The organism is Streptococcus sp. HMSC072C09 (assembly GCF_001813105.1).
In the GTDB taxonomy this organism is placed as follows: Bacteria; Bacillota; Bacilli; order Lactobacillales; family Streptococcaceae; genus Streptococcus.
In genome coordinates, this window is record NZ_KV811500.1 from 171,116 (window position 1) to 194,015 (window position 22,900).

A 22,900-nucleotide genomic window follows, 5' to 3' on the forward strand; every position below is an offset into this window, starting at 1 on the left:
CTGAAAGGAATTGGATGGTATCGCGGAGTGGTTTGTCAGTTGAGATGTCTGCTCCGATGATCATGGCTGACTCAAGTGGGGTCTTGCTGCCACCTGATTTGAGGAGGTCCAGCCAATCTTTCGCTCCGTTTTCGGAGTTCTTCAAATGCAAGTATCCCGCTGTTGAGATAACTAAGCCAGCTGAGTAAGTATAGCTGTAAAGCCCCATGTAGTAGTGGCTTTGGCGCATCCAGGTCAAAGCTGCATCGTCATCGATTTCAACAGCGTCTCCCCAGAATTCGGTCAAGACTTCCTTCATGATGCTATTGAGCTTGCTAGCGCCGAAGGTGCCACCTTCTTCGATCAAGGTGTAGACCTTGCGTTGGAAGGCTGCTTCTAGCAAGTGGGTGATGAAGTTGTGGAAGTAGGTGTCTGTCAAGCGGTGAGCTAGGGCAAAGCGTTTTTGACGAGGATCGTCAAACTGGTGTTCCAAGTAGTCGCTGAGGAGGAGCTCGTTAAAGGTAGAAGGAGCTTCCACATAGTAGGTCGACATGTGGGCGTTGAAGTAGCTTTGGTTGTTGTCTGAGAAGATGAATTGACCAGAGTGTCCAATCTCGTGGATCAGGGTATAAACATCGCTCATCCGTCCTGTCCAACTCATCAAGACATAAGGATGGACACGATAGGGGTCAGCTGCATAACCACCGGAATCCTTGCCTTCATTGGCCGCAAAGTCAACCCAACGTTCGGTTTGGTAGCGGGCAATTTCGCGGGAATATTCTTCGCCAAGAGGAGCTACAGATTTCATGACCAAGTCATAAGCATCATCAATGGTGACATCTGGGTTGAGCGCACTGTCTAAGTCCAACTTCCAATCAGCAAAGGTCATTTTCTCAAGGCCGTTGACCTTGGCCACGTGTTTGAGGAATTTTTGAGCGACCGGAGCGAAGTCTTTCATGATCAGGTCGATCTGACGGTCAAACATGGCACGATCCACTTCCTGCTCGGCTAAGAGATAGTCAAAGACTGAGTCGTAACCTCGCATGTCTGCGATCAGTTTTTCTGCTTTGACTTGGGCTAGATAGGTGGCAGCAGCCGTGTTTTGGTGCTTGCGGAGGCCTTCTGAGAAAGAACGAAAGGCTTTTTCACGGACTTCTGCATTCTCATGGTTTTGGTAGAAGTTTTCATAGGTGACAAAGCTATTCTTGTAAACTTTTCCATCTACTTCAAAATCAGCCATTTCAAAGTCACCTGCCCGCATCTTGGTGTAGATATCTTGCGGTCCGTAGAAGACTTCACCAAGGTTGGTCAGAGTTTTTTCCACATCAGCTCCCAAGTAGTGAGCTTTTTTGATTTTAGCCTGACGAATGGCAAAAGTGAGGTGAGGGAGTTGTCCGAGACGTTCAAGGACTTCTTCATCCGCTTCTACCAAAGCATCATCAAAGAAGGAAAGTTCAACGCTAGCCCAAGTTTCGAAATCCATCCCCGCTTGAGCAATTTCCGCAAAAGCTTCGTCGCCAAAGTCAGTGGTTTGTGGCATAAAGCTGTAGTTGCCAATGTGGCTGAGTTGGATCTGAATCTGTTCAAAGACCGCAAAGGCAGCTTCAAAGTCTTCAAAAGTGTGGAGGTTGCCCTTGTAGTTGCGGACAAATTCATTGATTTCTTCACGTGTTTTTTCAATGGCGCGCAAGAAGTCTTCCTGGTCTTGGTAGAGGGCTGTGAGGTCCCAGAGTTCGTTCTCAGGAAATTCAGAACGTTTTTTTAATTCCATAGTGTTCTCCTTTTGATCAAATAACTATACTTAGTATAGCAGAAAAAAGGGCAGAAACATAGAGGGAGAGGGAAGATGCTTGTGTGAAAATCTTGAAAAGAGCTGGAAAAATTGACCATTTTTGATATACTAGGATTGATATGAGGAGGTTTTTATGAAAAAGGTTATGATTTCACTACTGGCGGGTGCGTCCGTTTTATCTTTAGTGGCTTGTGCTCCCAAACGCTACGAGCGCCAAAGTAAACCAAAGACAGCAACGTCATCAACTGTCAAAAAAGAAAAGAAGGATACAGGACAAAAGAACTATCAAGAAGTGTTAGACCGCTACAAGGCTTATGCAGTTGCGATTACTGCTCAGGATCAAACAGCTTTACAAAATGAACTGAAGAAGATCGATGCTACTTCAGAAGAATATGCGTATATCTTTAACCTTCAAACACTTGGGAGTACCAATGAGTGGAAATATGCTTTTGAGGATCTTAATCGTGATGGTAATGATGAACTGCTGATTGGGGATGGCAAAACGATTGCTGCTGTGTATTATTTGAAAGATAACCAGCCAACCTTGCTCCATGTAGCCTATGTGGCTTCTGCAGGTGGCTATCGCTCTAGCTTAGATCTTTTTGACAATGGACAAATCGTCTATGCTACTTGGCAATCCCTTAATCCAGAAATGGAATTGACCCTTTATTCGCTAGGAAAAGGCGAAGCCAAGGAAGAAAAGAAAGCAACCATTCAAATTGGTGGGAAGAAAACAGCAGAACAAGCTCTTGGGATTTCAGCCAAGAAGTTGGACCTCAGTAAGCTTGACTGGAAAACGTTTGACGGTTCAGGGGATTCCAAATCAACAGCTAAAGCAGAAGAGAAAAAATCAGAAAGCTTCCAAGTGCAAGTTAGCGTAGCCGATCTTCGTATTCGAAAAGAACCGTCTACTTCAGCTCCTTCTGCAGGGATGATCGCAAAAGGAACTCACACCATCACGGAAACCGTAGAAGCGGATGGTCATACTTGGGGCAAATTGGAATCTGGACAAGGCTGGATCGCCCTTGACTATACAACGCGAGTGGATGGAAATGCCGAATCAGCTCCTGCCCCTGCCAAAACAAGCACTGAGATGAATCTAGATGAAATAAAAGCTGGAAATTTCTCAAGTGTAGCGGGAGTTTGGAAAAATAAGTACGGTACGAGTATTGAGTTTGATGCGCAAGGAATTGTGAAGGTCAATGGTAGTGCTGTTAATGGTGTTCAATTTTCTGGTTTTTACTTCAAGGAAGGCAATTTACACGGAGTTAGTCGGATGCCTGGCGCAACGAACGAAACGCCTATTCTTTTCATTCCTTCAAGAGAAGGTGGCAGTGAATCCATTTACTGGAGTAAGAGTGATGCTACGAATGGGAACGATTTGTACTACCGTGTGAACTAAAAAATAAGGAGACAAACATGAAAAAAATTGGAACCTATTTACTAGCTGCAGCCCTCTTGCTTTCCCTAGCAGCCTGCGCTCCGAAACGGTATGAGCGCAAGCATGGTCCGGTAGGGGCTTCATCAGTCAAAAAATCATCTGACAAGGCCAAAGAAAAAGAGCAACCAGAAGAAGCTAAGTCAGATGAACATGATAAAGAAGCAATTGGGACCTTGTCAAAAGCGGACCAAACGGATATCTATTCGATTATTGAAAACAGTGCGTCTTTGACCTATTCACTTCAGGTGCAACCGACTCGCTTGTTAGAGTTGAACAATGACCACAGTGCAGTTGAAGGCTACTCGCAAGACATGTTCATTGATTACTACAATACCTACACGCCGGGAACCTATAATCTGCAAGATATCATTGATAAATTAGATGCAGAAGAAACATCGGACTCAATCCGCAGTCTTTCACAAGACAAGCTGATCCAACTAACAAATGAAAAGAAAGATGGCTGGATCTATTCGACAAAGGATAAGGCCTTCTACGAAATTGTACCTGGCGGTCGTGGGGGAGCGATGCCACCGATGGAAATCCCTTCACCGGATGAATGGGTGGTCAATGAAGATTCAGTTGAAGTGACAACGACTATCCAAGGAACTTCCGATCCATACAGACGTTTTGTCTTGAAACGCAACAACAAGAATTACAAGGGTGGAACCCACAAAACGCGCTTTTATGTCGACAGCACTGAATTCGTGAAATCGTAAAAATAATTAGAAGCTATATCTAGCTCTAAAATTTTTATATAGAACTTGCGGAAGATTCACAGAAAAAGGCCCTCAAAGCCTTTTTCTTTTGGGCTTGAATATGTTAAAATAAAAGGTATACGTGCTTGGATACAAAGATGAGGATATAACATACAGATGGGCTGCGTCAATAGAATGCTATCATGCGTAATTGAACCCGCCTACAACTCTGTGGAAAAAGATAAATCTACCTAGGAGCGTTCGCTCCGTCGTTCGATTTTCTATTTTCCTTTGAGTTGCTTAACGGCTTGGTATCTTGATCTTTGTAGGCAAGTCGTATAATTTTATCAATCCAAAGGGGATTACAATGACAAAACAAGTGTTTCAAACGACTTTTGCGGGTCGTGAGTTAATCGTAGAGACTGGTCAGGTTGCTAAGCAAGCAAATGGCGCTGTTGTCGTACGTTACGGTGAGTCAACTGTCTTGACGGCAGCTGTCATGTCTAAGAAGATGGCAACTGGGGATTTCTTTCCACTTCAAGTCAACTACGAAGAAAAAATGTATGCAGCTGGGAAGTTTCCTGGTGGCTTTATGAAACGGGAAGGACGTCCTTCAACAGATGCGACTTTGACAGCGCGTTTGATCGACCGTCCAATCCGTCCTATGTTTGCGGAAGGTTTCCGTAACGAAGTGCAAGTCATCAATACGGTTCTTTCTTACGATGAAAATGCCTCTGCACCAATGGCAGCTATGTTTGGTTCATCATTGGCGCTTTCTATCTCAGATATTCCATTTGACGGACCAATCGCTGGGGTACAAGTAGGTTATGTCGATGGGGAGATCGTCATCAACCCAACCCAAGAACAAGCTGAGCGCTCGCTTCTTGAATTAACAGTAGCTGGTACCAAACACGCTATCAACATGGTAGAGTCTGGCGCTAAAGAATTGTCAGAAGAAATCATGTTGGAAGCTCTTCTCAAAGGGCACGAAGCTGTTAAAGAATTGATTGCCTTCCAAGAAGAAATCGTAGCAGCAGTTGGGAAAGAAAAAGCAGAAGTAGAATTGCTTCATGTAGATGCTGACTTGCAGGCTGAAATCATTGCAGCCTACAACAGTGACCTCCAAAAAGCAGTCCAAGTAGAAGAAAAATTAGCTCGTGAAGCTGCGACTCAAGCGGTTAAAGACCAAGTGACAGCCGTTTACGAAGAAAAATATGCAGACCACGAAGAATTTGACCGCATCATGCGTGATGTGGCTGAAATCTTGGAACAAATGGAACACGCAGAAGTGCGTCGTTTGATTACTGAAGACAAGGTTCGTCCGGATGGTCGTAAGGTTGATGAAATCCGTCCTTTGGATGCACAAGTCGACTACCTTCCTCGTGTGCACGGTTCAGGACTCTTTACGCGTGGACAAACGCAAGCCCTTTCTGTCTTGACATTGGCACCAATGGGTGAAACGCAAATCATCGATGGTTTGGATCCAGAGTACAAGAAACGCTTTATGCACCACTATAACTTCCCACAATACTCTGTAGGGGAAACAGGGCGTTACGGTGCACCTGGTCGTCGTGAAATTGGTCACGGTGCTCTCGGTGAACGTGCCCTTGCCCAAGTATTGCCAAGCTTGGAAGAATTCCCATACGCCATCCGTTTGGTAGCAGAAGTATTGGAATCAAATGGTTCTTCATCTCAAGCATCTATCTGTGCGGGAACACTTGCCCTTATGGCTGGTGGTGTGCCAATCAAGGCGCCAGTAGCAGGTATTGCCATGGGTCTGATCTCAGATGGAAACAACTATACCGTATTGACAGATATCCAAGGTTTGGAAGACCACTTTGGAGATATGGACTTCAAGGTTGCTGGAACTCGTGACGGGATCACAGCCCTTCAAATGGATATCAAGATCCAAGGGATCACTGCAGAAATCTTGACAGAAGCGCTTGCCCAAGCCAAGAAAGCTCGTTTTGAAATCCTTGATGTCATCGAAGCAACCATTCCAGAAGTGCGTCCAGAATTGGCGCCAACTGCTCCGAAAATTGATACCATCAAGATTGATGTGGACAAGATCAAGATTGTCATCGGTAAGGGTGGAGAAACCATCGATAAGATCATCGCTGAAACAGGCGTTAAGATTGATATCGACGAAGAAGGAAACGTATCGATCTACTCGAGCGACCAAGATGCGATTAACCGTGCCAAAGAGATCATTGCTGGTTTGGTGCGTGAAGCCAAAGTGGATGAAGTCTACCATGCCAAAGTAGTTCGGATCGAAAAATTCGGTGCCTTTGTCAACCTCTTTGACAAGACGGATGCCCTCGTTCATATCTCTGAAATGGCTTGGACGCGCACCAACCGTGTCGAAGACTTGGTAGCGATTGGCGATGAAGTGGATGTGAAGATTATCAAGATTGATGAAAAAGGTCGTGTCGATGCTTCTATGAAGGCACTATTGCCACGTCCGCCAAAACCTGAACATTCAGAAGAAAAAGGTGAAAAGGGTCCTCGCCATGGCGATCGTCCTCGTCACCACAATAAAGACCACAAACCTAAAAAAGACTTTACCATTACACAAAAAGATTCAGAATAATCATTAGAAAAGGAGGAGCACGGTATGGGATGGTGGCGTGAAACCATCAATATTGTAAAAGAAAATGACCCAGCAGCGCGTACCTCGCTGGAGGTCCTTTTGACCTATCCGGGCGTCAAAGCACTGGCAGCTCACCGTGTTTCCCACTTTTTGTGGAACCATGGTTTTAAGCTCTTGGCGCGGATGCACAGCCAATTCTGGCGTTTTTGGACCCAGATTGAGATCCATCCAGGTGCGACCATTGCTTCTGGTGTCTTTATCGACCATGGAGCGGGTCTCGTTATCGGGGAAACGGCCATTGTTGAAAAAGGCGTTATGCTCTACCATGGGGTGACCCTTGGGGGAACAGGAAAGGATGTCGGCAAACGCCATCCAACGGTACGTGAAGGAGCCTTGGTCTCCGCCCATGCTCAAGTCATCGGCCCGGTGGAAATCGGAGCCAAGGCCAAGGTCGGAGCAGGAGCTGTCGTGGTCTCGGATGTACCAAGTGATGTGACCGTTGTCGGTGTTCCTGCCAAGATTGTGCGGGTGCACGGTCGAAAAGACGAACCAGTCATTCACCAAGAAGAAGAAAAACGCGAATACTACATGAACAAGCTGGAGCATGCCAAGGAAGCCAGTCATCGGTCTTCGAGTTTGTAAGGAGATCGCTACGTGATTCAATCAACCAATACATTGAATGACCACCAACTACTGGAAGCAAAGGCCCTTATTGCCATCTGTCAGAACTATGACGCAACTTTTCGGGATCCTTATCTCTCCAATATGCTCAATTTTGACCCCGATATGCCCGCTTTTTTCCTTTATTACGAAAAAGGTGAACTTGTTGGCCTATTTACCGTCTATGCGGATGACCCAGATGTGGATGTGGCGATCCTGGTTCACCCTAATCATCGTCGTCAGGGAATTGCGCGTGCTTTGTATAGAAGTTTTGAGAAAGAAACGGTATCTTATCCAATTGAGTCTGTGACTTTTCAGACAGAGCGTGTTTTTCTAGAGACTCATCCTGATTTTGCCAGCAATTGGGGACTGGTAGAGGATGACGAAACAGAAACCTGGTTAGGACGTGATCGAACCGCTTATGCATTAGATTCCCGTTCGGATGTCGATGTGCTCTTGGCGGAACCTTCTTATCTTGAAGCTATTGCCCAGCTCCACCACCAAACCTTTTCAGATGAAGTGGAAGCACCGGAAGTGAGCCACAGATACATTTCAGAGGCCTTGAAGGATCCTGATAGTCTGCTTTACATATTGCTCAAAGAAGGTCAAGTGATTGGTGTTTGTACGGTGGATGTATCTGGAAAATGCAATTACCTTTATGGACTTGCGATTGCTGAAGTCTATCGTGGGCAAGGCTATGGAAGCTATCTGGCAAAATCCCTCATCAACCAACTCATTGAGCAAAATGATAAGGCATTTCAGATTGCAGTGGAAGACAGCAATGTAGGTGCCAAACGCTTGTATGAAAAGATTGGCTTTGTCACACAGACTCAGGTGGTTTACATGAAGCCAAAAGAGTAGAAACAGAAAGGAAATGAAGCGTGTTAAAAATTTATGATACCATGTCTCGTGATTTGCGAGAATTTATCCCCATCGAGGAAGGAAAGGTCCGCATGTATGTTTGTGGTCCGACGGTTTACAACTATATCCACGTAGGGAATGCCCGCTCAACGGTGGCCTTTGACACGATTCGTCGCTACTTTGAGTATCGTGGCTACGAAGTTGCCTACATTTCCAACTTTACAGATGTGGATGATAAGATCATCAACCGTGCCAAAGAAGAAGGCATTACGCCACAGGAAGTGGCAGACAAGTATATTGCGGCCTTCCGTGAGGATGTGACGGCTCTTGGGGTCAAACCTGCAACCCGCCACCCTCGTGTGGTTGAGTTTATGGATGACATCATTCGTTTTGTCAATGATTTGATCGAAAAAGGCTATGCCTACGAGAGCCAAGGCGATGTCTATTTCCGTGTGGAAAAATCTCACAACTATGCAAAATTAGCCAATAAAACCCTAGAAGACTTGGAGTTAGGCGCTTCTGGTCGGACAGATGAGGAAACAGCTCGCAAGGAAAATCCAGTCGACTTTGCCCTCTGGAAAGCTGCCAAACCAGGAGAGATTTCTTGGGACAGCCCTTGGGGACCTGGTCGTCCTGGCTGGCACATTGAGTGTTCGGTCATGTCGACGGGGATTTTAGGGGATACTATTGATATCCACGGTGGTGGGGCCGATCTTGAGTTTCCACACCATACTAATGAAATTGCTCAGTCTGAAGCTAAAACAGGCAAGACTTTTGCCAATTACTGGATGCACAATGGCTTTGTCAATATTGATAATGTCAAGATGTCCAAGTCCTTAGGCAACTTTATAACCGTGCATGATGCATTGAAGACTATCGACGGCCAAGTGCTTCGCTTCTTCTTTGCAACCCAGCACTACCGCAAGCCCATTAACTTCACAGAAAAAGCGGTGCGCGATGCGGAGACCAACCTCAAGTATTTGAAAAATACCTATGAGCAACCGTTCACAGGAGAAGTAGATCCAGCAGACTTGCAAGGCTTTGTGGACAAGTTTATTGCCGCTATGGATGAAGATATCAATGCGGCAAACGGAATCACTGTCGTCTTTGAATTGGCTAAATGGATCAATTCAGGTCACTACAATCAAGACGTCAAAGATGCCTTGACCAAGATGTTAGAAGTCTTTGGAGTGGTCTTTGTCGAAGAAGTCTTGGATGCGGATATTGAAGCCTTGATCGCTGAACGTCAGGAAGCGCGGGCTAAGAAAGATTTTGCGCGAGCAGATGCCATTCGCGATGAATTGGCTGCACAAGGAATCAAGCTCTTGGATACAAAAGAAGGTGTAAGGTGGACACGTGATTGATGTCAATCTAATCAATGGGATTGCCCTTGCCTTTGAGGGAGATGCGGTCTATTCCATGTATATTCGCAGACACCTGATTTTTCAAGGTATGACCAAGCCTAATAAGCTTCACCAGGCTGCCACCCGCTATGTCTCTGCTAGGGCTCAGGCCAGCTTGATTGAAAGCATGCTGGAGCAAGAAATTCTGACGGAAAAAGAGTTGGAGATCTACAAGCGCGGTCGCAATACCAATAGCCATACCAAGGCCAAAAATGCGGATGTCGTGACCTATCGCATGTCGACGGGCTTTGAGGCTGTCATGGGCTATCTCCATATGACGGGGGAGTTCTCTCGTCTAGAAGAGCTGATTGACTGGTGCATCCAGCAAGTAGAAGAAGGAAGAAAGCAGTGAAAAATATCAGAGAGTGGTTTCCTCATGCAGAGGTGACGGATCAAGCCAATCCACCAGCTGGTTATGTAGCCATTCCCCTTCAGGCTCATCAATGGCTGCTGCTGAAGGAAGAAGAGCTAACCGAGCGAGAAAAACAATTGATTTCCTGGTTGGGTGGTGAAGAAGAGGTTGCCCCTAATCCTTGGTACCAGTACCTGATCGATGGAAAGGGAGAAGCCCCTCAAGTCATCAAAAAAATGCAGCTCGTCTATTGCCACCTCTCGCATTCAACAGCAGAAGGGACGGCTTCTTGGTTAGAGATGATGCAGACACTCTTGCCCAACTTTCGGGCAGTCTTGCAACTGAGTGGACAGGACTATGTACTCATTCTAGATCAAGAGCAGTCGCTGGTTGTGGCTGATATCTTAAAAGATACCGTCTCTGCCATGGAGTATGATTTCAACATTCGCTTATCCATCATGGTCGGGCAAATATGGACTGAGTCAAAAGCTGGGAAAGTATCTCCGGTTATCCGAGCAGAACAGGCCGTCTTTCGAGCTTGGATTCGAGAAGGTCATCAAGGTGTCTATCGCTTTTCTCAACTCTATCTGTGGGGAATCGAGCAGGCAGATTTGGATCTCACTCCAATCAAGGCAAGTTTGCATCAGTTGATTGAAAGTCAAGATCAATTGCAAGACATCATTGTCGCTCTTTGGGACAATGGGGCAGTTGTAACCAAGGCCGCCCAGCAACTCTATCTCCACCGCAATTCGCTCCAATACAAGATTGACAAGTGGGAGGAGTTGACGGGTCTTCAGTTGAAAAATCTGACAGATCTAGCCCTGTGCTATCATTTGGTCTTACAAGATGTCATTTAAACGGAATCAATCGAGAGTTTTGTGCAACTTGCACAAAACTCTTTTTCTTTTTTGTGAGACTTGCCATAGATTTGTAAAACGTTTTCATTTACAATAGAACTATAAAAATCAAAGGAGTACCATCATGGTAGAATTAAATCTTAAAAATATTTACAAAAAATATCCAAACAGCGAACACTACTCAGTTGAAGACTTCAACTTGGACATCAAAGACAAAGAGTTTATCGTTTTCGTAGGTCCTTCAGGATGTGGTAAATCAACAACTCTTCGTATGATCGCTGGTCTTGAAGATATCACAGAAGGTGAATGTTCCATCGATGGTACGGTTGTAAACAACGTGGCACCTAAAGACCGTGACATCGCCATGGTATTCCAAAACTACGCTCTTTACCCACACATGACTGTGTACGATAACATGGCATTTGGTTTGAAATTGCGTAAATACAGCAAGGAAGATATCGACAAACGTGTACAAGAAGCAGCTGAAATCCTTGGCTTGAAAGAATTCTTGGATCGTAAACCAGCTGACCTTTCAGGTGGTCAACGTCAACGTGTTGCCATGGGACGTGCCATTGTCCGTGATGCAAAAGTATTCTTGATGGACGAACCATTGTCAAACTTGGATGCGAAACTTCGTGTATCCATGCGTGCTGAAATCGCGAAAATCCACCGCCGTATCGGAGCTACAACGATCTATGTAACCCACGACCAAACAGAAGCGATGACACTTGCTGACCGTATCGTTATCATGTCTGCTACTAAAAACCCTGCAGGTACTGGTACAATCGGACGTGTAGAACAAATCGGAACTCCTCAAGAAGTTTACAAAAATCCAGTGAACAAATTCGTAGCTGGATTCATCGGAAGCCCTGCGATGAACTTCATCAATGTAAAATTGGAAGGTGGACACATCGTTGCTAATGGATTGAATTTGAAAGTTCCAGAAGGTGCTTTGAAAGTCTTGAAAGAAAAAGGCTATGATGGTAAAGAATTGATCTTTGGTATCCGTCCAGAAGACGTGAATACAGAAGCTGCATTCCTTGAAACTTTCCCAGAATCAGTTGTGAAAGCTACGATCTCTGTGTCTGAGTTGCTCGGTTCTGAATCTCACTTGTATTGCCAAGTTGGTGACAACGAATTCATCGCTAAGGTGGATGCGCGTGACTACCTTGGAACTGGTGAAACCATCGAACTTGGATTTGACTTGAACAAAGCTCACTTCTTCGATAAAGAAACTGAAAAAACAGTATACTAATACCTACTGACACGATAGAGACTGAGACAATGTGTCTCGGTCTCTTTCATTTTAAGGAGACAAAACATGGAAAAAGACTGGTGGAAGGGGAAGGTCGCTTATCAGATCTACCCAAAAAGCTTCAAAGACAGCAATGGAGATGGTGTTGGGGATTTAAAAGGCATCACGGAGAAACTAGATTACCTTCAAGACTTAGGGATTGATATTCTCTGGTTATCTCCTATTTACAAGAGTCCTTTTATTGACCAGGGTTATGATATTTCCAACTATTATGCCATTGACCCAATTTTTGGAACCATGGAAGATATGGAAGAGCTGATCGCGGAAGGCAAGAAGCGGGGCATTTCCATCATTATGGACCTGGTGGTTAACCACTGCTCCAGTCATCACGAGTGGTTCCAAAAAGCTTTAGCGGATCCAGATGGACCTTATGCGGACTACTTTTATTTCATCGAAAGTGACAAGGAACCCAACAACTGGGAAAGTTACTTTGGAGGCAGTGTCTGGGAACCAGTTCCTGGCACCAACAAATACTATCTCCATTCTTTCCACAAGGATCAGCCGGATCTCAATTGGCAAAATCCTGTCTTACGCGAAGAGATTTACAAGATGATCAATTGGTGGTTGGACAAGGGAATCGCTGGCTTCCGGATTGACGCCATTATCAATATCAAAAAGGATTTAGAATGGCGTTCGCTTCCGTCCGATCGTGACAATGGCCTGGTTCCAGTGCCGGAATCGCTGGTCAATGCCCAACCGATTGAACCTTTCCTGCGAGAGTTAAAGGAGCGAACTTTCGCCAAGTACAATGCCTTCACTGTAGGGGAAGTTCTCAATGAAACCGATGAAGAATTGCACTTCTTTATTGGAAAAGATGGTGTCTTCTCTTCCATCTTTGACTTCAAACAAACCATGCTGGGTCAGGAAGGAAAAGGCTGGTTCGACCATGCTCTTCCAACTGCAGATGAACTCAAGGAAAGTATTTTCCAAGCCCATGAGCGCGCGGATAGCATTGGGGTTCTTTCGACCATTATCGAGAATCACGACGAGCCTCGTGGGGTGTCCCATTATATTGCGGAAGGTCCAGTAAACGATACCAGTAAAAAAGCTCTGGGAACTATTCAGGTTTTGCGTAAGGGAATTCCTTTTATCTACCAAGGCCAAGAAATTGGGATGGAAAACCAAGTCTTTGAATCGGTGGAGGACTTTGATGATATCGCAACCATCAATGGCTACCACGTCGCGAAAGAAGCTGGTTTAAGCGAGGAAGAAGCCTTGGCCGCGATTGCCAACTACAGCCGGGACAATGCGCGGACACCCATGCAGTGGTCAGCGGAGCCAGGATTGGGCTTTAGCGATGGAACAGCTTGGTTGATCAGTCCCAAACCAAATGTTGCCATCAATGTGAAAGATCAAGAAAAGGATCCAAATTCCATCTTGAATTACTATCGCCAGTTGACGGCCTTGTATCGCCATCCCCTTTATGGAAATACCATCCGATTCGGAGATATGATCCCAGCGTATCGGGACCGTGAAAACATCATCGCCTTTGAACGCCGTGGGGACAAGCGTCTCTTGATTGTCAGCAATTTCCAAAATCGCCAGGCCACCTTGGAGTTGCCAGCTCCGATTAAAACGGTCGTTTTAAATAATACTGCTGGGTTGTTCCAAGAAGGAGACCAAGTGCTCGAATTGACCCCTTACCAAACGGTTGTGTTGGAATTGGCAGAATAGAAAAGAACCTTCGCATCTGCGAAGGTTCTTTTCATGTCATCCAGGTCTAAATCTGGAACTTACTCAACTTCTTTCTTTTTCAAGAGGAGGAAGCCTCCGCTAACGGCTAGCAAGAAGCCTGAAAGAACGAAGTGTGCGGTTGTGTCTTCTCCAGTTTGTGGCAATTGTGCCTTGGCTGGACTTTCTTGGAAGCTTTGTCCTACTTGGTAAGTCAAGGCTTGCACACTTTCTTCATTTTTAGTTGTCATTTCTTTTTGTGGAAGGAGGACTTTAGGAGTATCCTTCTTGGCTAAGATTGGCTGTGGATTGGTTGTTTGGTTATGAATTGGAACCACCACTTGATCTGGTTCTTTAGCTGGAATGTAATCCATCAAACTTGCCAACTTGCTGCCAAAGATCGCATTGGTTACCCAGCGGAAGAAGTGAACAGGGTGTTGACGGTTGGTTGGATTTCCTGCATAGACAAAGAGTGGTTGTCCCATCAGTTCTCCAGAGATGGCCATGACTTTGTTAGCCAGAACATCATTATGTGGCCACCAACCTGCAATATAATAATCGCTCGGAGCGATGCTCATCAAGGTCTTGAAATGCTCTGGAACCTTTTCAATCCAGTTTCCTGAGTTGGAGTAGAAGAGGGTATTCTTCTTGTATCCGCTGGTCAATGGATCCTGATCATCAATGATGGCTTTCATTAATCCTTCGTAGTCACTACCGCCTTTTAGTTTTTCAGCGTCAAATCCTGTAAGAACTCCCAATTTTTCCAATTTTTGCATGGCTTCCCCACCAATGACCAGGGTTGGTTTCTTACCAAAGATGGAAGCGTCAAAGCGGTTGCTTTCCAAAATAACAACATCCGCTTCTTCTGGCGTATTGACGATTTGGAAGCCTAATTTTTCAAGGACCAGACTAGTATGAGCAGGCGCATCTACTCCAGCCCAATTATAGTGGTAGTTTGGAGAGTAGACCTTCATCGGTTTCAAGGTTGGTCCGCTTGGCACCTTGTAGAGGGCATCACCATAAATAGCATAGTTTGGCAGGAGCGAAGCAAAGGTATCGCGGTCAACGATGTAGCCATCGTCTGTTAGGTAGACAGATTTTCCTTGTGCGATCGCCTGGTTGACAGCTTTAACGGCGCTAGCTGAGGTATTTGCGATCACATAGTAAGGAGCTTTTGGATCGATCTCAGAGGTACGAGTGGCACGGGTGGTGGTGACTTCTCCTAATTTTCCGTTGAAAAGACCATCCGCAAAGACAGGTTCGGACTTGAACCCTCTCATATCAGGGAAGTTGACCAGCAACTCTGCGTACATAGCAGCCCAGGCAGATTCGTTGGAGCCCTTGTAGAGAATGTGGTTGGCATAGCCACGTTTGGCTTGGGCCATGTCAATGACCAAGTCCCCTTTTTTATAGTTGCCAATATCTTCTTTGAGTTCCTTGACGAGGACACCATTGCGTTTGAAGTAGTCGATCATATTGAAGGCTTCTTGGGCATCGTTGTCTTTGTCGAGGCTCATTGGGATGACGTAGTAGTCTGGGAAGAATTTCGGACGACCATTTTTCACACGTCCAACGACTTCCCCATTTGGGCCAACCAGTTCATTTTCGGCTTTTGGATCTTCGGTTTTATTGAGACCACGCAGGTAGAAGTTGAGACGCATCTCAAGGAGACGGTCCGGATCTTGGTTGAGGAAGTCAATCCCTCCTAGGACAGCATTGCGACCTGCTTTGTAGGATTCTTCATTTCCTTCCGGAATTTCGATAGTATGGCCTAAGATACCATGGTAGACAGCATAAACTCCTGTATAGCCAGAGAAGGAGTCATCCCAGCCATCGCCCCAATCCAATTTAGGAATGATGTAACTATCGTATTTAGAATTGGCAACTCCTGCCCGTCCCATATGATGGGCATTTTCTAGCATCAGGTCTGACAGAAGATCGTATTCGAAGTTCGGATCATGTGGTGGCGTTGCAGGTTCGATTAAGAATTCTTTGACAAAACCGTGTAAGTCGTAGAGAGCGATCGGATTCCATTTGTTGATCATTTGGATAACCGTGCGAACTTCAGGGTTGGTTTGGTAGCTGGCATCCCGGTTTGGATCGAGCCCGTTTGCTAGGGCCCGCAGGTTGAGAGCATCCCCATCTGGGTTTTCCGTGAAGTCAAATAAGAAAATGAATTTGTTTAAGAGAGTTGGGATGTCCAGGGTCACATTCTTGACGTTACCAGCTTCGTCTGTCGTTTTAAAAGTGACTTGATTTTCTGTAGCGAAGGTATGGAAGAGGCCTGTGATGATATCAATGCCTGGCTGTTCATCCGCGTGGGTGTTGTGGACTAAGACAGGTAATTTGTAATCCAAGGTCTTGTCTTTTAGTGCGGCCAGCATTTCACTTGGCTTAGTCAAAGCTGTAGGGTTGGTACTAGAAAGGTAGTGATCAATGCTGGCTTGGTCCTTGCTCACGATCCCCATCTTCATATCCCGGCCTTGGGCACTCTTGCCAAGAGTTTCCAGCTGCACTAAACGATCGGGTTTCGCTTCTTCCTTGGATTTTTCGATGGCAGCCAGCATCTCTTCATGTGTATGGTAGTCTTGGTAAGGTCTAAAAACAAGGGTTTTATTGATGGTCACACCTAAGTCTGCATTGGTCCCGACCAGTTCATGGTTGCCGATGTAGTTGCGGTAAGTCCGGCGAATATTATTTGGGCTACGAAGACTGAGATCTTCACCAAAGAGATCCTGCACGTCAATGTGGAGATCCAGATCATTGCCGTTTGCGGTCTCTGTGATAGTAAGGAATGGATCCTTGCTCAGTGTTCCTGTCTCCATATCCCAGGTTTTCCACTCAGAGAGAGGTTTATTGTCTAAGGTCCAGCTGATCTTGCCAGCAGCTTGAGCTTTTTCTTGGACTTTGTCATCAATCGTACTCTTTTCAGAGAGATAAATGGTGCTATCCGTCAATCGAGTCGCTTGGTCAGCGGTCGTTGTAGCACGGGTAGTGCTTGGACTAGCGGTTGGAGCAACTTCTGTTGTAGAAGCCGCATCAGAAGTCGCTGCGGTTTCTGTAGAACTAGCAGGAGTTACTTCTGTGGATGCAGCGGGACTGGTCGTCTCGGCGGTCACAGGTTGCTCAGTAGCAGGTGTCGCTTCAAGGGCCGTGCTAGGCTCTGTTTGAGGCGCTTCTAAGCTATCGGCTGAAGCTTGGCCATGACCGATAACGGAAAGCAAGACAGCCGCTGAGAGGCTGAGTGTTGTAGTGTACAAATGTTTCTTATACGAAGACTTCATATAGAAGACCCTCCTTAAAAAGTTATTTTCCGTTTCTAGTATACCATTTTAGGAAAGTGTTTACAACAAAACCCCGAATAAAAAAGCCTTTGCATTTGGCAAGGGCTTTTTTGTCTATTCTGTTTCCTTATGAAATTGTTGGTAAAAATCAACCTTGACCTGGATAAAAGTTTCTAAGTCTCTTAAGAGTTGGAGCAAGGTGGCGCGTGTTTCGAATTCTTCACGGGTCTTAGGAAGAGGACGTTCGCGAAAGATCGCCAAATACTGACTAATATCATCTAGAAGATCTTGGGCAGGATTTTCCTGACTTAACTGTTGGGCCGTCTTTTTAAATAGTTGTGCCAGGATTATGCTTTCACTCGCCGCCAACTGACAACGGTTGACGTTTTCTGCCATATCCCGCAGAATATCGTTTTGCCGCTTGCGCATTTCGAAGTAGTGAATATGGTAGTTGGTTTGGTGAAAGAGGTGGTTGGAATGGTCCAGATAAACTAGCTTCAAAGCATCCTTTAGGATACCATCCAACTCCTTAATCAACCGAGCATCATTGCGACCATCCCCTTTACCAAGTAATTCCGCAAAACGACCAAGGATCTTTTTCAGTTGGTCTTCGACAACATCATGGTAATGATCGATCGCTCCCTGATTAGAAGGCATATAGAGATTGGCCAGCAAGGCAAAGCTGGTCCCAATTAAAAAGAGAGCAAGTTCATTGAGCAAGAGCCCCCAGGAGGTAGACTGCTCAATCAAGAGGTGGGTGACCAACACCGTACTAGGGGTGATGCCGATCTGCCAGCCTAATAGGAAGGCGCAAGGAGCATAGAGAGCGATAAAGACTCCCAGTGCCCAAAGGTTGAACCCTAAAAAGGAAAAAGCGAGACTTCCGATAGCAAGGGCCAGTAAGGTCGACATAAAGCGCTGGTAGGCCTGCTTAATGGTACTGCGTCGCGTATCAGAAATACTCAAGATGGCAATGACGCCAGCTGAGATAGCATAGGTCAAGCCCAGAGCATAAGCAAGGGCTGCTGCTAAACAGGTGGCCAAGGTGAGCTTGATGGTTCGTTGAAAAAGAGGCATGGCTTCCTTTCTAGTTTGCTTCGTTCATTGAGATAGATTTGATTTCATTATATCATGAATTGGCCTCTTCCTCCTTTCTTGTGGTATACTAGTTCTATGGAAAATAACGATATCGTATACGGTGTCCACGCAGTCACCGAGGCTTTACAAGCCAATACAGGCAATAAATTATATATTCAAGAAGACCTCCGAGGAAAAAATGTCGACAAGATCAAGGCCTTAGCAGCTGAGAAAAAAGTGTCGATTTCTTGGACGCCAAAGAAAACCCTGCAGGAAATGACGGAAGGAGCTGTTCACCAAGGCTTTGTTCTCCGTGTGGCAGCCTTTGCTTACACAGACTTGGCAGCGATTCTGAAACAGACAGCCCAAGAAGAGAACCCTCTTTTATTGATTCTCGATGGCTTAACAGATCCGCACAATCTTGGATCTATCTTACGGACAGCTGATGCGACCAATGTCTCAGGAGTCATCATTCCTAAGCACCGAGCGGTTGGGGTAACCCCAGTGGTGTCAAAAACTTCTACCGGAGCAGTGGAACACATTCCCATTGCGCGTGTGACCAATCTTAGCCAAACCTTAGACAAGCTAAAGGAAGAGGGCTTCTGGATCTTTGGGACCGACATGAACGGCACGCCATCTCATCAGTGGAATACGGCTGGCAAGTTAGCCTTGATCATTGGCAATGAAGGAAAAGGGATCTCAGCCAACATCAAAAAACAAGTCGATGAGATGATCACCATTCCCATGAATGGTCATGTGCAAAGCCTCAATGCCAGTGTGGCAGCAGCCATCCTTATGTATGAGGTCTTTCGCAATCGACTATAATCCTAGAAAGGCAATGATATGAAACGAAAAATCTTATTGGTTGACGGCTATAATATGATTGCCTTTTGGCAGGAGACCCGCCAGCTCTTTCAAAAAAGTGAGCTCGATGCAGCCCGCAATATCCTCCTGCAAAAACTGAGCCACTATGCTAGCTTTGAAGGGATCGAAGTCATCTGTGTCTTTGATGCCCAGTATATGCCAGGAGTGCGGCAGACCTATGAGGAGTTCAATGTTCAGGTGGTCTTTACCGGCGAGGATGAAACGGCAGATGACTATATCGAGCGTTTGGCGGCAGAGCTTAATACGCCCCTCCACCAAGTTTCGGTAGCGACCAGTGACTTAAATGAGCAATGGACCGTATTTGCTCAAGGGGCTCTTCGGGTATCTGCCAGAGAGTTAGAAAAACGGGTCGCAGTCGTCAAAGGAAACCTCAACCAGGCGCAGCGAGTGGTCAACGATCAAAAACCACCCATGCGACCACTCGATCACGAAGTATTGCGACAATTACAAGAAATGATGGGAGACAAGTAATGACATTTGCTATTTTGACAGATTCGACCGCAGATTTAGACCAAAACTGGGCCAAGGAACATCAGGTGACCATTCTTGGCTTGACCATTGAGTTAGATGGGACGGTTTACCAGACAGTAGGCCAAGCTCAATTGACCAGCCCTGAGCTTTTAGAAGCCATGAAAAATGGGGCCAAACCGACAACCAGTCAGGTCAATGTGGGCCAATTTCAGGAAACCTTTAAACAATTTGCCAAAGAAGGAAAAGATCTGCTTTATGTGGCCTTTTCATCAGTCTTATCTGGGACCTATCAGAGTGCAGTCATGGCACGAGACCTGGTTTTAGAAGACTACCCGGAAGCCGTGATCGAGATTGTCGATCAGAAGGCTGCTGGGATTGGAGAGGGTTATCTGGTCATGCGAGCAGTAGCTGCGCGTGATGCAGGTCGTTCATTAGCAGAAGCCAAAGAAGAAATCATGGACCTAGCGCCAAAACTGCGGACTTATTTCCTAGTTGATGACCTCTACCACCTCATGCGTGGCGGCCGTCTCTCAAAAAGTGCCGCGATCATGGGAAGTTTGGCCAGCATCAAACCCATTCTCTGGATTGATGCGGAAGGGGAATTGGTCCCAATTAGCAAGGTTCGCGGACGCAAAAAAGCTGTCCGAGAATTACTGGAGCTGATCAAAGCCGATATCGGTGAAAGCACAGCCTTGGTATCTTATACCAACGATCTAGAAGGAGCCGAAGCACTGAAGCAAGAAATGCTTGCGCTTGAAGGCATCGATGAAGTCCTCGTGATGCCTCTTGGACCGGTTATTTCAGCCCACGTCGGCCCGAATTCCTTGATCGGATTTGTCATTGGAAAAGAAAATCGTAAATAATTTTCCAAATCGGTTGACTTTTATCTTAGAATTTTGATACAATAGTAGGCGGTATTGTTTACCCCATTTGTAAGGCCCCGGAACCTTTCAAATAACTCGCGGACCGGAACATCCGCCCTGTAAACAAAAACGACATTCATATAGGAGAAATCATGAACAAAACTACATTCATGGCTAAACCAGGCCAAGTAGAACGCAAATGGTACGTTGTTGACGCAACTGATGTACCTCTTGGACGCCTTTCAGCAGTTGTTGCTAGCGTGCTTCGCGGAAAAAACAAACCAACATTCACACCTCACACTGATACAGGTGACTTCGTAATCGTTATCAATGCTGAAAAAGTTAAATTGACTGGTAAAAAAGCAACTGATAAGATCTACTACACTCACTCAAACCACCCAGGTGGATTGAAATCAATCTCTGCTGGTGAACTTCGTTCTAAAAATGCAGTACGTTTGATCGAGAAATCAGTTAAAGGTATGCTTCCACACAATACTCTTGGCCGCGCTCAAGGTATGAAATTGAAAGTATTCGTTGGGGCTGAGCACACTCACGCTGCACAACAACCAGAAGTTCTTGATATTTCAGGACTTATCTAAGGAAAGGAACAATAAAGTATGTCACAAGCACAATATGCAGGTACTGGACGTCGTAAAAACGCTGTTGCACGCGTTCGCCTTGTTCCAGGAACTGGTAAAATCACTGTTAACAAAAAAGATGTTGAAGAGTACATCCCACACGCTGACCTTCGTCTTGTAATCAACCAACCATTCGCAGTTACTTCAACTGCAGGTTCATACGACGTTTTCGTTAACGTTGTAGGTGGTGGATACGCTGGTCAAGCAGGAGCAATCCGTCACGGTATCGCTCGTGCCCTTCTTCAAGTAGACCCAGACTTCCGCGATTCATTGAAACGCGCAGGACTTCTTACACGTGACTCACGTAAAGTTGAACGTAAGAAACCAGGCTTGAAAAAAGCTCGTAAAGCATCACAATTTAGTAAACGTTAAAACTTATTTAAACTTATTGAAAGCATTTCGTATCAAAAATACGGGATGCTTTTTCTGTTCACCCCAAATTTTTGTAACTAGGTGATACTTGAAATTAATACAAATTTGGTTGTTTTTGATAAATCTAAGCAACACTAAATGATGAAGTGAAAGGGGATGAATCTTTGATAGTATTCATTTATTGTGAAATATGATATATTTATTAATTAGATGGATGAATACTTCTAGAGTTAAATATAGCATAATAGGGACAGACTTTTTGGTTTATTTTTGTTTGTAGTCGGATTATGAAAGAATATCCAATATTATGCGATAAGATAGAATGTTACAAAAAAGAAAGGGGATGCAATCCGATGAAGAAAGACAGATTAATTGTATTGACAGATGCTGTTCTAGCAATTATTATGACCATCTTGATTTTAGAGTTAGAAAAACCAACAACACCAAGTCTTGAAGCTTTTTGGGATTTACGGCAAAATTTCTTTGCTTGTTTTCTTTCCTTTTTCTGGTTGGGATCGTTATGGATGGCACTAAACACATTATGGGAAAAGGTTGAGAAAATTTCCTCAGAAATTATTTGGTGGAATTTGTTTCTACTCTTGGAGCGGCAGGAGTTCTCTTTGGAGAATTTCATGCCATCCAAGATACCAGTCTGAATGATGTGGTGGACCGGATCTATATAAATGTCAAGGATTTACCGTTTCAGTCCTTGGGAGCTTTAGCTAATATCCTGTCTGATGTTAAGAAGGGACTGATTCAAGACAGTCATATCTGGTCTTTCTTCCAGTCATTTTTCAAACAATATCAGTTGATAATCAGCTTAAATCAGATCTATCAGTTTGTCTATCTTTCTCTGATGGAGATCATGTCCTATCTTCACTTTGATTATTGGAAAAAACGGCTCGGTCAGGAGCTAGTATGAATAAGGAGAACAAATGAGACGTTTAAAAATGTTATGGCATATTATACAGGTTACGGGTTTTACTCGGTTTGCTCTGAGTTTTGTGACCTTTGTTTTTGGGTCAGGAGGCGTGCTTTTCCTAGTTGAACCTGCTATCACAAATTACGGAGACGGTCTTTGGTATGCTTTTGTGACTTCGACGACTGTCGGCTACGGGGATCTCCTAGCTGTGACCTTGATTGGAAGGATTACCAGTGTCTTCTTGACGATTTATGGGCTCATATTTTTTGGCTGTTTATCAGCTGTTATTATTAATTATTATACCGATTTAAATAAGGAAAGAGGAGAGGACAAATGACTGCCAATTATTCAACACGGGAATACCGTGAGAAATTATACGATGACCTTCATGTTCGATTGAGAGATACAGCGATTTTGATGTGTGCAATTTTTATTGCCTCTATCGGTCTAAATATGAATTCAACAGCTGTTATTATTGGAGCCATGTTAATTTCACCTCTCATGACACCGATTGTTGGACTGGGATTCGGTTTAGCTATTTTTGATACGCGTTTAATCAAGCAATCTCTAGAGGTTTTATTGACTCAAGTGTTGGTCAGTTTGCTTGTCTCGACTCTGTATTTCTGGATTTCTCCCTTGTCTTATGCAAGTAGCGAGTTGATCGCACGAACCTCTCCAACCATTTGGGATGTTCTCATTGCTATTGCTGGTGGGATTGCTGGTGTGATCGGTTCAAGGAAAAAAGAAGCAAACAATATCGTGCCAGGAGTAG

The 22,900-nt window shown here is 45.0% G+C and carries 22 protein-coding genes; 19 read left to right on the forward strand and 3 right to left on the reverse strand.

The features are described from left to right. Positions 1–1,750: oligoendopeptidase F (pepF, locus tag HMPREF2893_RS05250; protein WP_070674815.1), on the reverse strand; the 1,750-nt coding region annotated here is incomplete at its 3' end. 154 nt (positions 1,751–1,904) lie between these two features. Here pepF and HMPREF2893_RS05255 point away from each other — a divergent pair. From HMPREF2893_RS05255 to HMPREF2893_RS05300, 10 genes are all read left to right on the forward strand, one after another. Then, positions 1,905–3,173, forward strand: a complete 1,269-nt coding sequence (locus tag HMPREF2893_RS05255) for a DUF6287 domain-containing protein (RefSeq protein WP_070674818.1) — start codon at positions 1,905–1,907, stop codon at positions 3,171–3,173. A 17-nt stretch (positions 3,174–3,190) separates the two neighbouring features. Beyond that, positions 3,191–3,928: a hypothetical protein gene (locus HMPREF2893_RS05260; protein WP_070674821.1), complete on the forward strand. Its 738-nt coding sequence runs from the start codon at positions 3,191–3,193 to the stop codon at positions 3,926–3,928. A gap of 346 nt (positions 3,929–4,274) precedes the next feature. Continuing rightward, positions 4,275–6,497, forward strand: a complete 2,223-nt coding sequence (pnp, locus tag HMPREF2893_RS05265) for a polyribonucleotide nucleotidyltransferase (RefSeq protein ID WP_070674824.1) — start codon at positions 4,275–4,277, stop codon at positions 6,495–6,497. A gap of 24 nt (positions 6,498–6,521) precedes the next feature. Then, entirely contained in the window at positions 6,522–7,139 is a 618-nt protein-coding gene (gene cysE, locus HMPREF2893_RS05270) for a serine O-acetyltransferase (protein ID WP_003018264.1), read from the forward strand. 12 nt (positions 7,140–7,151) lie between these two features. Beyond that, positions 7,152–8,018, forward strand: coding sequence for a GNAT family N-acetyltransferase (locus HMPREF2893_RS05275; RefSeq protein WP_070674826.1), 867 nt, complete (start codon positions 7,152–7,154; stop codon positions 8,016–8,018). A 20-nt stretch (positions 8,019–8,038) separates the two neighbouring features. Then, on the forward strand, positions 8,039–9,382 hold the full coding sequence (gene cysS / locus HMPREF2893_RS05280; protein ID WP_070674829.1) for a cysteine--tRNA ligase: 1,344 nt from the start codon (positions 8,039–8,041) through the stop codon (positions 9,380–9,382). Further along, positions 9,375–9,773 carry a Mini-ribonuclease 3 gene (locus tag HMPREF2893_RS05285; protein ID WP_049475172.1) on the forward strand — a complete coding sequence of 133 codons (399 nt, stop codon included), beginning with the start codon at positions 9,375–9,377 and terminating at the stop codon, positions 9,771–9,773. The genes cysS and HMPREF2893_RS05285 overlap by 8 nt, the downstream gene beginning before the upstream one ends. Beyond that, the gene (locus HMPREF2893_RS05290) at positions 9,770–10,630 is read left to right on the forward strand and encodes a helix-turn-helix domain-containing protein (protein ID WP_070674832.1); all 861 of its coding nucleotides are present in this window, start codon (positions 9,770–9,772) and stop codon (positions 10,628–10,630) included. Before HMPREF2893_RS05285 ends, HMPREF2893_RS05290 begins: the two co-directional genes overlap by 4 nt. 124 nt (positions 10,631–10,754) lie before the next feature. Then, complete coding sequence (locus HMPREF2893_RS05295) at positions 10,755–11,885, forward strand: ABC transporter ATP-binding protein (RefSeq protein WP_021154414.1); 1,131 nt, start codon at positions 10,755–10,757, stop codon at positions 11,883–11,885. Positions 11,886–11,951: 66 nt separating this feature from the next. Next, complete coding sequence (locus tag HMPREF2893_RS05300; protein WP_070674835.1) at positions 11,952–13,619, forward strand: alpha-glucosidase; 1,668 nt, start codon at positions 11,952–11,954, stop codon at positions 13,617–13,619. Positions 13,620–13,678: 59 nt separating this feature from the next. On the opposite strand, the gene HMPREF2893_RS05305 is transcribed toward HMPREF2893_RS05300, so the two are convergent. Together HMPREF2893_RS05305 and HMPREF2893_RS05310 are read right to left on the reverse strand one after the other, a co-directional pair. Then, complete coding sequence (locus HMPREF2893_RS05305) at positions 13,679–16,900, reverse strand: LPXTG-anchored zinc carboxypeptidase (RefSeq protein ID WP_070674838.1); 3,222 nt, start codon at positions 16,898–16,900, stop codon at positions 13,679–13,681. A gap of 114 nt (positions 16,901–17,014) precedes the next feature. Continuing rightward, positions 17,015–17,977 (reverse strand): aromatic acid exporter family protein, encoded by a 963-nt coding sequence (locus tag HMPREF2893_RS05310; RefSeq protein ID WP_070674841.1) that lies wholly within the window; start codon positions 17,975–17,977, stop codon positions 17,015–17,017. Between the two features lie 96 nt (positions 17,978–18,073). On the opposite strand from HMPREF2893_RS05310, the gene rlmB reads away from it, so the two are divergent. The 9 genes from rlmB to HMPREF2893_RS05350 all read left to right on the forward strand — a co-directional run. After that, a complete protein-coding gene (gene rlmB, locus HMPREF2893_RS05315; RefSeq protein ID WP_003010074.1) occupies positions 18,074–18,802 on the forward strand; it encodes a 23S rRNA (guanosine(2251)-2'-O)-methyltransferase RlmB in 729 nt (242 codons plus the stop codon). A gap of 18 nt (positions 18,803–18,820) precedes the next feature. Then, positions 18,821–19,333, forward strand: a complete 513-nt coding sequence (locus tag HMPREF2893_RS05320; RefSeq protein WP_003004212.1) for an NYN domain-containing protein — start codon at positions 18,821–18,823, stop codon at positions 19,331–19,333. Then, entirely contained in the window at positions 19,333–20,196 is an 864-nt protein-coding gene (locus HMPREF2893_RS05325) for a DegV family protein (RefSeq protein WP_070674845.1), read from the forward strand. The genes HMPREF2893_RS05320 and HMPREF2893_RS05325 overlap by 1 nt, the downstream gene beginning before the upstream one ends. A 152-nt stretch (positions 20,197–20,348) precedes the next feature. Next, positions 20,349–20,795 (forward strand): 50S ribosomal protein L13, encoded by a 447-nt coding sequence (gene rplM, locus HMPREF2893_RS05330; protein ID WP_002876943.1) that lies wholly within the window; start codon positions 20,349–20,351, stop codon positions 20,793–20,795. An 18-nt stretch (positions 20,796–20,813) separates the two neighbouring features. Further along, complete coding sequence (rpsI, locus tag HMPREF2893_RS05335) at positions 20,814–21,206, forward strand: 30S ribosomal protein S9 (RefSeq protein ID WP_002893764.1); 393 nt, start codon at positions 20,814–20,816, stop codon at positions 21,204–21,206. A 353-nt stretch (positions 21,207–21,559) separates the two neighbouring features. Further along, positions 21,560–21,862 (forward strand): TMEM175 family protein, encoded by a 303-nt coding sequence (locus tag HMPREF2893_RS10595; protein WP_004240734.1) that lies wholly within the window; start codon positions 21,560–21,562, stop codon positions 21,860–21,862. Further along, positions 21,787–22,128 carry a hypothetical protein gene (locus HMPREF2893_RS05340; protein ID WP_000397556.1) on the forward strand — a complete coding sequence of 114 codons (342 nt, stop codon included), beginning with the start codon at positions 21,787–21,789 and terminating at the stop codon, positions 22,126–22,128. The genes HMPREF2893_RS10595 and HMPREF2893_RS05340 overlap by 76 nt, the downstream gene beginning before the upstream one ends. 13 nt (positions 22,129–22,141) lie before the next feature. Beyond that, a complete protein-coding gene (locus tag HMPREF2893_RS05345) occupies positions 22,142–22,465 on the forward strand; it encodes a potassium channel family protein (protein WP_001253404.1) in 324 nt (107 codons plus the stop codon). Continuing rightward, positions 22,462–22,900: DUF389 domain-containing protein (locus HMPREF2893_RS05350; protein WP_148131923.1), on the forward strand; the 439-nt coding region annotated here is incomplete at its 3' end. The genes HMPREF2893_RS05345 and HMPREF2893_RS05350, both read left to right, overlap by 4 nt.

What these genes read in the sequence shown, in the direction of transcription:
- HMPREF2893_RS05295 (WP_021154414.1), top strand. Translation starts at nt 10,755, where the DNA reads ATGGTAGAATTAAATCTTAAAAATATTTACAAAAAATATCCAAACAGC.
- cysE (WP_003018264.1), top strand. Translation starts at nt 6,522, where the DNA reads ATGGGATGGTGGCGTGAAACCATCAATATTGTAAAAGAAAATGACCCA.
- HMPREF2893_RS05310 (WP_070674841.1), bottom strand. Translation starts at nt 17,977, where the DNA reads ATGCCTCTTTTTCAACGAACCATCAAGCTCACCTTGGCCACCTGTTTA.
- HMPREF2893_RS05325 (WP_070674845.1), top strand. Translation starts at nt 19,333, where the DNA reads ATGACATTTGCTATTTTGACAGATTCGACCGCAGATTTAGACCAAAAC.
- HMPREF2893_RS10595 (WP_004240734.1), top strand. Translation starts at nt 21,560, where the DNA reads ATGAAGAAAGACAGATTAATTGTATTGACAGATGCTGTTCTAGCAATT.
- rlmB (WP_003010074.1), top strand. Translation starts at nt 18,074, where the DNA reads ATGGAAAATAACGATATCGTATACGGTGTCCACGCAGTCACCGAGGCT.
- rpsI (WP_002893764.1), top strand. Translation starts at nt 20,814, where the DNA reads ATGTCACAAGCACAATATGCAGGTACTGGACGTCGTAAAAACGCTGTT.
- rplM (WP_002876943.1), top strand. Translation starts at nt 20,349, where the DNA reads ATGAACAAAACTACATTCATGGCTAAACCAGGCCAAGTAGAACGCAAA.
- HMPREF2893_RS05305 (WP_070674838.1), bottom strand. Translation starts at nt 16,900, where the DNA reads ATGAAGTCTTCGTATAAGAAACATTTGTACACTACAACACTCAGCCTC.
- HMPREF2893_RS05255 (WP_070674818.1), top strand. Translation starts at nt 1,905, where the DNA reads ATGAAAAAGGTTATGATTTCACTACTGGCGGGTGCGTCCGTTTTATCT.
- HMPREF2893_RS05345 (WP_001253404.1), top strand. Translation starts at nt 22,142, where the DNA reads ATGAGACGTTTAAAAATGTTATGGCATATTATACAGGTTACGGGTTTT.
- pnp (WP_070674824.1), top strand. Translation starts at nt 4,275, where the DNA reads ATGACAAAACAAGTGTTTCAAACGACTTTTGCGGGTCGTGAGTTAATC.
- HMPREF2893_RS05300 (WP_070674835.1), top strand. Translation starts at nt 11,952, where the DNA reads ATGGAAAAAGACTGGTGGAAGGGGAAGGTCGCTTATCAGATCTACCCA.
- HMPREF2893_RS05320 (WP_003004212.1), top strand. Translation starts at nt 18,821, where the DNA reads ATGAAACGAAAAATCTTATTGGTTGACGGCTATAATATGATTGCCTTT.
- HMPREF2893_RS05260 (WP_070674821.1), top strand. Translation starts at nt 3,191, where the DNA reads ATGAAAAAAATTGGAACCTATTTACTAGCTGCAGCCCTCTTGCTTTCC.